At 74.1% G+C, this 10,544-nt stretch carries 2 protein-coding genes; both read left to right on the top strand.

Features of this window, described 5'->3' with window-relative positions; all coding sequences use genetic code 11:
* Positions 1–28 precede the first annotated feature (28 nt).
* Entirely contained in the window at positions 29–9,100 is a 9,072-nt protein-coding gene (locus WML84_RS09115) for a hypothetical protein (RefSeq protein WP_347345830.1), read from the top strand.
* Positions 9,101–9,290: 190 nt separating this feature from the next.
* Positions 9,291–10,544, top strand: a 1,254-nt coding sequence (locus tag WML84_RS09120) for a DUF6350 family protein (RefSeq protein ID WP_347345831.1), incomplete at its 3' end; no start/stop codon positions are given.

Raw genomic sequence — 10,544 nt, forward strand, 5'->3', positions numbered from 1 at the left:
TCGCCGGGTCGCACCGCTCGCCCTCGGCGTGCAGCTCGGCGGTCTCGCCGCCGGCGCCTCGGTGGCCGTCGCCGACGTCACCGGCGACACCCTCGCCCACGTCGGCGTCGTCACGATCGGCGCCGAGTCCGCGGCCGGCGGCCTCGCCGTCTCCGCACAGTCCACGATCGCTGCCCCGGTCACCGCGTACGGCGTCTCCGGCGGCGTCGCCGCGGGCATCACCGGCGTCGGCGCCACCGGCACGATCTCGGGTCGCACCGCCGCCGAGTTCGCCGGTCGCGCGACCGTGAGCGGCGCGGCATCCGTCACCGCCGGCGGCACGCACACCGTCGAGACCCGCACCCTCGGCGTGCAGACCGGGGCGTTCGCCCTCGGCGCCAACATCGCGCGCGCCACGATCAGCCGCGCCACCACGGCCCTCGCCGCGCTCGGGTCGTGGATCTCCGCCGGGGGAGCGGTCACCGTCTCGACCACCTCCGCGAACCACGCGTCGTCGTTCACGCCGGGCGGCAGCCTCGGCGCCATCTCGCTCGTCGTGCAGAACCCCGAGGCCACCGTCAGCGGCCAGACGCAGGCGCGCCTCCGCGGCACGATCGCCGCCGCCGGCTCCGTCGAGGTCGCCGCCGCCGGCCAGAACCAGGCCGTCGCCGAGGCGATCGTCGTGAACCTCTCGCTCCTCGGCGGCGGGCAGGGCGTGTTCGCCACCGCGACCGTCACCGACACGGCCTCGGTCACCGCGCTCGTCGACTCGGGCACGATCACCTCCAGCGGCCTGGTCCGGGTCGCCGCGACCATCACGCCCGACGGCGGCGGCGCGGGCAACGTCGCCCGCGCGAGCGTCACCGCCGGGGCCGGCGGCCTCGTCAACGCCGGCGCCTACTCCGCCGTCGCGCTCCTCGACGGCGCCACGACCGCCGAGCTCGCGAGCCCCGTGCTGGCCTCCGGATCGGTCGCCGTCGCCGCCGACTCCCGAGCCGCGGCGTCCGCCGCCACCAAGTCGTTCGGACTCGGGCTCCTCGCCGTCGGGGTCTCGGTCGTCGACGCCGAGGTCCGCGCCGCCGCCGCCACGCGCGCGTCGATCCTCTCGTCGGTGCGGTCGTCCGGGGCGGTGTCGGTGACCGCGGCCGCCGCCAACGCCGCGACGGCGACGACGGATGCCGCGAGCATCGGCCTCGTCAGCGTCGGGGTGTCGATCCCCACCGCCGCGATCGCCGCCGCGACCCGCGCCGAGCTCCGGGCAGGGCTCGACGCGCAGGGCCTGTCGGTCGTCGCCACCGGCACGAACACCGCCACCACGACCGTCGCGCTCGTCAGCGTCGGGGTCGTCAGCGGGTCGGGCGCGGGCGCCGTCGCCGAGGTGCGCGACACCGCGACCGTCATCGCCGAGGTCGCCGCGGGCACCGCGTCCGTGCTCGCCGGCACCGGCGCGCTCGTCGTGCGCGCGACGTCCACCAACACGGCGACCGCCTCGGCGAAGGGCACGAGCGGCGCCCTCGTGGGCGTGCAGGGACTCGTGTCGTCGGCCCGGGTCGACGCCGCCACTCGGGCGCTCGTCGCCGCCGGGCCGGTCACGAGCGGCGCCGCCACCGTCGCCGCCTCCGCCGGCAACAGCGTCGACGCCACGACCGACATCTTCGGCATCGCGGTCATCGGCATCTCGGGCGTGCCGGGTCTCACCGACGCCGGCAGCGCCGCCAAGGCCATCGTCGGCACGGCCGCCGAGGTGCGCGCCGCGGTCGCCGCCGGCACGAGCCTCGCCGCCACCGGCGTCCTGACCGTCAGCGCCACGACGCGCGAGGGCTCCGGGGCGCACGCCACGCTCGGCTCCGGCTCCGGCGGCGGCGTCGACATCGGCGGCTTCTACGCGCAGGCGCTCGTGCAGGCGCCGGTCACCGCGACCTACGACGGCGACGTCACCGCCGCCCGCGGCGTCGCGGTCACCGCGAACGGGCGCGCCGACGTCACGGCATCCGTCTCGGCCACCTCGATCGCGCTCGGCTCGATCGCCGGCGGCGCCGTCGACGCCGAGGTGCAGACCACCGCCGACGTCACCGCCCGCTACGGCACCGGCGTCCTGGTCCTCACCTCCGGCACCGTCACGATCGCGGCCGTCGTCGACAACGACGTCACCGCGACCACCGACATGGTCGGCGGGGGCGTGGTCGTCGTCGGCGTCTCGGTGCCGACGGCCCGCATCGACGCCTCCACGACCGCCGACTTCGGCGGCCGCCTCACCGGCGGCACAGGCCTCGGCGTCCGCGCGACCGCCGACAACACCGTCACCGCCACCTCGGGCGCCCGCGCCTACGCGGGCATCGGGGTGACGAGCTCGTCGGCCGCCGCGATCGTCTCGTCCGACGCCGTCACCCAGGCCCGCATCCTCTCCGGCGCCACCGTCGACGCCGCGAGCGCCGCGGTCGCCGTCGAGGCGCTCGCCCGCAACGCCGCGACCGCCGCCGGCGGCTCGGTCAACGGCGGACTGGCCGCGGTGTCGTCGGCGAACCCGACCGCGACGGTCGCCGCCGTCACCGCCGCCGTCGTCGAGGGCCGCATCGCCTCCGCCGCGGGCGGAGCCGGGGCCGCCTCGTTGAGCGTGCAGGCCACCGGCGTCGACAAGGCCGTCGCCACCATCAAGAGCGGCAGCGGCGGCGCGGTCGCCATCGGCAGCGCGACCGCCGCGGCGACCCTCACGCCGTCGGTGTCGACCACGGTCGGCCGCTCCGGCGCACCGATCATCGTGGTGGGCGACATCGACCTGATCGTCTCGTCGCAGCCGTGGGGCAGGTCGGCGGCCGAGAACTTCTCGGCCGGCGTCCTCAGCATCGCCACGAACAACGCGCGCGTCACGAACACCCCGACGGTCGGTCTCACGATCGGCGACGGCGCGGTCGTCACCGCGGGCGGCACGATCACGCTCACCGCGGACCAGAACACGCAGGCGCCCACGGTCGACACGGGCGACCTGTTCGACGCCGGCACCGGGGTGAACATCACCTCCAACACGATCACGCTCACCGCGGCGCACGACCTCACGACCGGCTCGACGATCACCTACGTCAGCAACGGCAACACGCCGGTCGGCGGCATCACCCCCGGCAACGCCTACAACGTGATCGTCGTCTCGCCGACGCAGGTGCAGCTGGGCACGGTCTTCGACGCGGCGTTCGTGGATGCCGGCAGCGACGTCATCTCGTTCGGCCGCACCGTCGCCGGGGTCTACACGCCGCTGTACCACAACCTCCACGACGGCGAGATCGTCGTCTACGTCGCCCCGAGCGGCGGCGGCGTTCCCGGGCTCGTCTCGGGCGGGCGCTACCGCGTGCGCGTGCTCGACGACTTCCGCATCCAGCTCGTCGACGCGACCACCCCGACCGGCCCGGTGCCGGTGAGCGGCGGAAACGTCGACGGCGACGACGACACCGTCATCAACGCGGGCAACTCGTACACCGACGGCCAGGGAGTCGTCTACATCGCCCCCGACAGCGTCGGCGACTTCCGCAGCGGCGCCGTCGACATCGAGGTCGGCCCCGACGGCAAGCCGGTCCCGAACGGCGCCGGCGACGGGTTCGAGCCGCAGGACAACAACGCGATCTACCTCGCGAACCACGGCCTCACGACCGGCCAGCGCGTCATCTACCGGCCGACCGGCGGCGCCCTCGGCGGCCTCGTCAGCGGCGCCGAGTACTGGGTGATCGTCCTCGACGGCAACCGCATCCGCCTCGCCGACTCCCTGTGCCACGCGACCGGATGCCCCGACACGGATCCCGACGAGGACGTCGACAACAGCATCCCGCAGCAGCCGCTGCCCCTCTCGCCCGACAAGTCGTCCGCGGGCCAGGCCGTGCTGCACCAGCTGTTCGCCCCGGGCCAGCAGCCGCTCCTCGGCCTCGTGAACGGTCAGCGCTACTACATCGTCGGGCGCACGGCCACGAGCTTCCAGCTGGCGCTGACGCCCGGCGGCGCGCCCATCTCGCTCGGCAGCGGCGCGGGCATCACCGGCGTCGGCCGCTTCGAGCCCGCCGTCGCCGACCTCGGCACGGGCGGCGCCGACGGACAGCAGCTGATCCTCGACCTCACCTCGGTCGGCAGCGGCACCCAGGCGCTCGGGGCGATCGGCACCACGGGCTCCACCGAGGGCGGTGGCACCATGAGCGAGGCGGTCGTCTCGGGCTCGGGCGGTGGCTTCGTCTCGTCGTCGAACTCGCGCCCTACGGTCACCGTCAGCCCGACCGTCACGGTCACCGTCGGCGCGAACAGCACCGTCACCGCCGGCGACGACTTCGTCCTCACCACCCTCTCCAACGCCGGCGGCGTCGCGGATGCCACGACCCGCGGCCTCGGCTTCGTCAGCGTCGGCTCGGCCCGGGCCGTCGCGAACGTCACCGCGACCACGACCGTCACGCTGGGCCTCGGCAGCACGCTCACGACGGGCGGCAGCGTCACGATCGCCCCCGTCAACCACGCGCAGGGCGAGGCGTACGCGCAGTCGAGCGCCGGCGGCCTCGGGCACGGCGTCGGCTCCGAGACGCAGGTGTCGCTCACCACGACGGCCACCACGAGCCTCCTCGGCACCGTCATCGCCACCGACGACCTCACCGCGACCTCGACGAGCCGTGCGCACGCCAACAGCGAGGCGCGCGCCTCCGGCGCCTCGTTCGCGGGCAGCTCCTCGGCGAACGACTGCGGCAACTGCCACGTCACCCTGAACGACACCACGAAGCTCGTCGTGGGCGGCTCCGCCTACCTGCAGGCCGACAACGTGCGCCTCGGCGCGTACCTCCGCGACTCGCAGCTGCGCGAGTACACGCGCGCGCACGCCGACGGCGGGTTCGAGGACTCCGACGCCGACTCCCGCATCACGGTGAGCTCCACCGTCGCCGTCGAGCTCCTCACCGGGGCGAAGATCGTCGGCTACCAGACGGTCGACATCGTGGCATCCCACCAGGCGTTCATGCTCATCTCCGACGCGCGCGCCACGTGCGGCTGCTTCGGGGGCGACTCCGACTCCGACTCGAACATCGTCTACAACGCCACGTCGTCGGTCACGGCGCAGCCGGGCGTGACCATCCGCACCGCGACGCTCACCGTCAGCGCCCTGCAGGACCTGCCGCGCTGGACCAACAACCCGAGCCGCAGCGGCGGGTTCATCGACATCGGCAGCGCGAACGGCTCGACGAGCTACCGCCCGGTCCGCAGCATCCTGTGGGAGGCCGACGTCATCCTGCACGCGGCGAACCCGCACCTCGTCGTCGACGACACGGGCCGCATCGTGAAGCTCTACAACGTCACCGTCAAGGACGAGAACGGCGTCACGTACGGGCTCGGCGACGTCATCCCCGTCGGCCGCGTCATCCACGTGCAGGACATCGCCAACACCGGCGGCGGCAGCGCCACCTTCTACGCCAACGTGCCGCAGAACCAGCCCCGGCAGTCGTCCGGTCCGCCGAACTCGACGCTCACCGGCACGCGCGGCAGCTTCCGCGTGCAGAACACGTTCGACTACGTGATCCTGCACAACTACTCCAGCCGCAGCATGACCGTGCACGGCATCTCGGTCGCGAACCTCACCGGGCCGGGAGCCACCGTCCGCCTGCAGGTCGACGACTCCAGCGCTTTCCGCTTCAGCATCCGTCCGCCGCTGTTCCTGCCCACGCTCGTCGACATCGAGAACTTCCGGGTCGCAGGAGGCGCCACGGCCACGCTGACCCTCGACGGCAGGATCGACAACCCGATCGGCGAGACCTGGATCGTCAACCAGCACGGCGACATCCTCGCGGGCCCGTCGGGGAGCACGATCCGCACGAACGTCCTGACGATCATGGCGAACGAGGGCACGATCGGCCGCACCGTCGCCGCCAGCGGCACGCGCTCGCCGATCAACGTGATCCTCGTGCAGAGCGACTACATGATCGGCGACGTCGACCCGGCCCGCTACGTGTCGCTCATCGCCGACGCCCTCCGCGACGTCGTGCTCGACATCACCTACAGCCTCCGCGCGCCGCTGGACTCGCCGTTCCCGGCCATGGCGCCCGTGCTCGGCCCGATCCACGCCGGTCGCGACGTCGACCTCGTCGTGCACGACAGCATCCGCGGATCCGACACCCCGGTGTGGAGCTCGTACCTCATCCAGGTGAACGTCTACGACCCGCCGGACCTCACCACGGTGCTGCCGAACCCGCCGTACCCGACCGGGGCCTACCACACCTATTTCCACCCCGACTCGGGAGCGCCGTTCGTCTACACCGACCCGGTCGTGATCGCGTGGGGCTCGGTCGACACGAAGGCCGACAGCGCCTACACGTTCCCGGATCTGAAGGCCGGCAACGACATCACGGTGCTGCACACCGAGACCGACACGACGATCACCCTCGACGTCACCACCGACGTGGGCGCCGAGCTGTACAGCCGCGAGTTCCCCGACGAGCAGTACTCGGTCCGGAGTGACAACGGTGAGATCACGCTGTTCACCAACGGCTGGATCCTCGACCACGAGCTGGTGGGCGACCTGCGCGTCGGCACCATCACCTCGACGGCATCCGACGTCACGCTCGTCGCCGACGACGTGGACGGCTCGATCCTCGACGCGGGCACGATCGACGACGGCACCGCCCGCGTCGTCGGCAACACGCTGACCCTCCGCGCCGGCACCGCGACCGGCCGCATCGGCGGCACGGGAGCTGCGCCCGACTTCCTCGAGATCCACTCGTCGTACTCGGCCCGCGGTCGCGTCTCGGCGCTCGCACCCGGGTCGATCCTCCTCGACCAGGTCGGGGGCACCCTCTACGTCGCCGAGGCGTACTCGGGCGGCGACGTCGTCTCGCTCCGCACGCGCGCGGGCTCCATCCTGGCCGACGCCCCGAGCGGCACCGTGCGCGTGCGCGGCACCGACGTCGACCTCATCGCGGTGGGCGGCACGATCGGCTCCGACAGCGGCGACCGCTCCGCCGACCTCGTGATCGACACCGCCACGGGCGGGCGCCTGTACGCCACGAGCGAGGCCGGCGGCATCGTGGGCGCCGCGACCGGGATCTGGATCACCGAGGCGACCGGCGGTCTGCAGGTGCTGCGCGCCGAGGCATCCGAAGGGCCCGTGCGGCTCGCCCTGCCGTACGTCGCCGGCGGCGAGCCGGAGAGCCTGTACGTGCTCACCAGCGGCACCACGATCGACGGCCTGGTCACCGTGACGGAGGGCCGCATCGTCGGCGGGCCGTCGGTGACCCTCCTCGTCGGCCAGGACGTGTGGGCGCCCGCGAACACGATCATCGCGGCGGACGTCGTCACGATCCGCGCCGGCTTCGGACAGGGGACGGTGGCACCGGTCGGGGCGATCCTCTACTTCGGCGGCGAGGTCACCGGCCACTCCACGGAGATCTACGGCAGCCACGGCGACGACGTGTTCCTGTTCGACCGGACGCTCCTCGGCGGCCACACCCTCGTCTACGGCAGCCCCGACAGTGTGCCGGGCGCCGTCGACGGCGACGACTTCTTCGGCGTCTGGTGGCTGCAGTCGATGACCGGCACCCACCTCGCCGCGCCGGGCGACCCGTTCGCCGGCACCGAGGTGCCCGACGCGCTCGTCCTCTACGGCCAGGGCGGCGACAACACGTTCTACGTGCAGACGTGGGGCGGCGACGACCCGGTCGGCCACGACTACCGCATCGTGGTGCGCGGCGGGGGAGCCGCCGAGGGCATGAACCTCCTCACCGTCGACGGCACCGACGAGGCCGAGCTGTTCCTCTTCCGCGCGGTGGCCGCCATCCCCGAGCAGCCGGATGCCGTGCGCCCCGGCTTCGTGGCGCAGATCAACACCACGGCGGGAACGGTCGAGCGCATCACCTACGACGCCGGCCTCAACGGCGGGCTGCGGGTCAACGGCCTCGGCGGCGACGACACGTTCGTCTTCGACGACGTGAGCGTCAGCACCTCCGTGTACGGCGACGAAGGGGCGGACACGTTCGTCGTCGGACAGTTCTACCCGACCCCGCGCATCGAGCCCGACGTGCAGCCGGGCGACGCGTTCGAGACGGTCCAGACGCCGTTCGGCTACGCGACGCCCGGGGTCAGCGCCCCGACGGTGCTCTACGGCGGTGCCGGCGACGACCGCTTCACGATCAACGGCAACCGCGGCGAGCTGCGGGTCGAGGCCGCCACCGGCAACGACGCCTTCACGCTCCTGGCGGTGCCGCTGACGGCGGGCGGATACCGGCAGAACGGCCACCTCTCGCTCGACGGCGGGGCGGACGCCTCGACCATCACCGTGCAGACCACGGGACCGGCATCCGACGTCCTGGTGACCGAGGGCACCACCGACACCGAGATGTGGCTCATCGGGGGCGCCGGCTTCCACGTCGACGTGTTCCACCTGCCCAAGCCCGTGCCGGTGAGCGCACCGTTCGTGGCGCCCGTGCCGGTCGTGCTGCCCGGCGACGCGCTGCCGCCGCTGGCGCCCATCGTGATCCCGCCGACGCCGCGCGAGCCCGGCACCGGCACCGTGATCGTCGTCGAGACCGACGGCAGCACGCGTCTCATCACCGGCGTGCAGGAGACCGACTCGTACACGATCGCCCTCGGCGAGCCGCCGACCGAGCGCGTGTACATCACGATCTCGTCGGCGTACGGCGGCGGCAGCCCGTTCGCGGAGATCTCGATCGACGGCGGCCTCACGTGGGCGACGAACGTCGTGCTCGTCTTCGAGGCGGGCGAGACCGGCCCCAAGACCGTGCTGCTGCGGCTGATCGCCGGTGCCGGGCCGCACGCGCCGGTCATGCTGTTCGCCGCGGCCGACTCGCCGCTGCAGGGTCCGGGCGTCGTGGTCCAGACGCTCATGCACCAGGTGACGAGCGCCGATCCGCGCTACGAGAACGCGACGGTCCAGAACGTGTACATCAACCTGCTCGCCGCGCACGAGCCCCCCGGCCCTCCCGGCCCTCCCGGACCCCCGGACGGCCCCGGCGGCTGCACCGTGGACTGCGCCGGCTCGGGCGCGCTGGCCGCGACCGGCGGCACCGGGTTCCCCGTGGCGCTGGGCGCCGCGCTCGCCGGGCTCGGCCTGCTCCTCCTCGGCCTCGTGCTGCTGGTGCTGCGCCGCCGCCGCCTCTGACCCGGACATCCGTTCGCCGCGCCGGTCTGGAGCCTCGGCCGCGCCGCGTCGTCCCGCCGCCCGCGGTGCGGGTGACCGGCCGACGAATGGGATGCCGCGACGCCCGGCGCCTGAAGGAGCGCTGCGAGGGCGGCGGCACGCGTGCTCCCGGCGCGAGCGGCACGTCGCGCGCGGGTAGGGTCGAGACCGCATGAATCGCCTCCTCGTCGCCCTGCTCGCCGCCTTCGACGCCGTCGTCGCGGCCGCCATCGGCGTTGCCGCCGTGCTCGCCCCGCTCACCGTCCTGTGGGCGTTCGGCTTCGAGGGCACCGCGCGGTGGAGCGGGCTGTGGCCGACCGCCGTGCGGGTGTGGCAGACCGGCCACCTCGTGCCGATGCAGCTGACGCTGCCGCCCGAGTACGTCGCCGCGACCGGCATCGTCGAAGACGCGGTATCCTTCGCCTTCTCGCTCGCCCCGCTGGCGTTCGCCGCGTTCACGGCCGTGTTCGCCGCCCGCTCCGGCGCCCGAGCCGCACGGTCGGGCGCCTGGCCGACGGGCGTCCTCGCGGGCACCGCGACCTTCGCGCTGCTCGCCGCGGCGATGACGGCGACGTCGCGCAATGCCGTCGCAGGCGTCGCCGCGTGGCAGGCGATCCTGCTGCCGGCCGCGGTGTTCGGCCTCGCCGCCCTGGGCGGCGCGGCCGTCACGGCCTGGCGCGACGGCGACGACGGCCCGATCGATCGTCTGCGTGCGCGCTGGGGGGCCGATCCGCGCTGGTGCGACGTGCCGGCCGCCGTCGCGCGCGGCACGGGCGTGGCGCTCGCCGGGCTCGTCGGGCTGGGCGCGCTCCTGGTCGTGGTCGGCCTCGTGGTGCGCGGGGGAGAGGTGATCGCGCTGTTCGAGGCCGCGCACGTCGACGTGCTCGGCGCATCGATGCTCACGCTCGGCCAGCTCGCCTACCTGCCGACCCTCGTGGTGTGGGCCGCGTCGTTCGTCGCCGGTCCCGGGTTCGTCATCGGCGCCGGCACGAGCGTGTCGCCCGCCGCCACGCAGCTGGGCGTGGTCCCGGGCGTGCCGATCCTCGGGATCGTGCCCGAGTCGGGCTCGCCGTGGCTCCTGCTCCTCGCGCTGCTCGTGGTGGGCGCCGGCGTCGCCGCGGGCTGGGCCGCGCGGGCCCGCATGCTGCGGAGCCCGAACGGGTCGGAGCCGGCCGGTCCCCGCGCGGTGACGACGATCGCGATCGCGCTGCTCTCCGGGCTCGGCGCCGCAGTGCTCGGCTGGGCCGCGTCGGGTGCGATCGGACCGGGGCGCCTGCAGTCCGTGGGACCCGACGTCGTGCCGTTCGCGGTCGCGGTCGCGCTCGAGGTCGCCGTCGGCGCGGGCATCCTGCTGCTCTCGCCGCGAGGCTCGACTCGGCACGCCGGCGACGACGCGTGGGTCGACGACGACCCCGGTCGCGGGAGT

The sequence above is a fragment of the Microbacterium sp. genome (assembly GCF_039812165.1).
Lineage (GTDB): Bacteria > Actinomycetota > Actinomycetes > Actinomycetales > Microbacteriaceae > Microbacterium.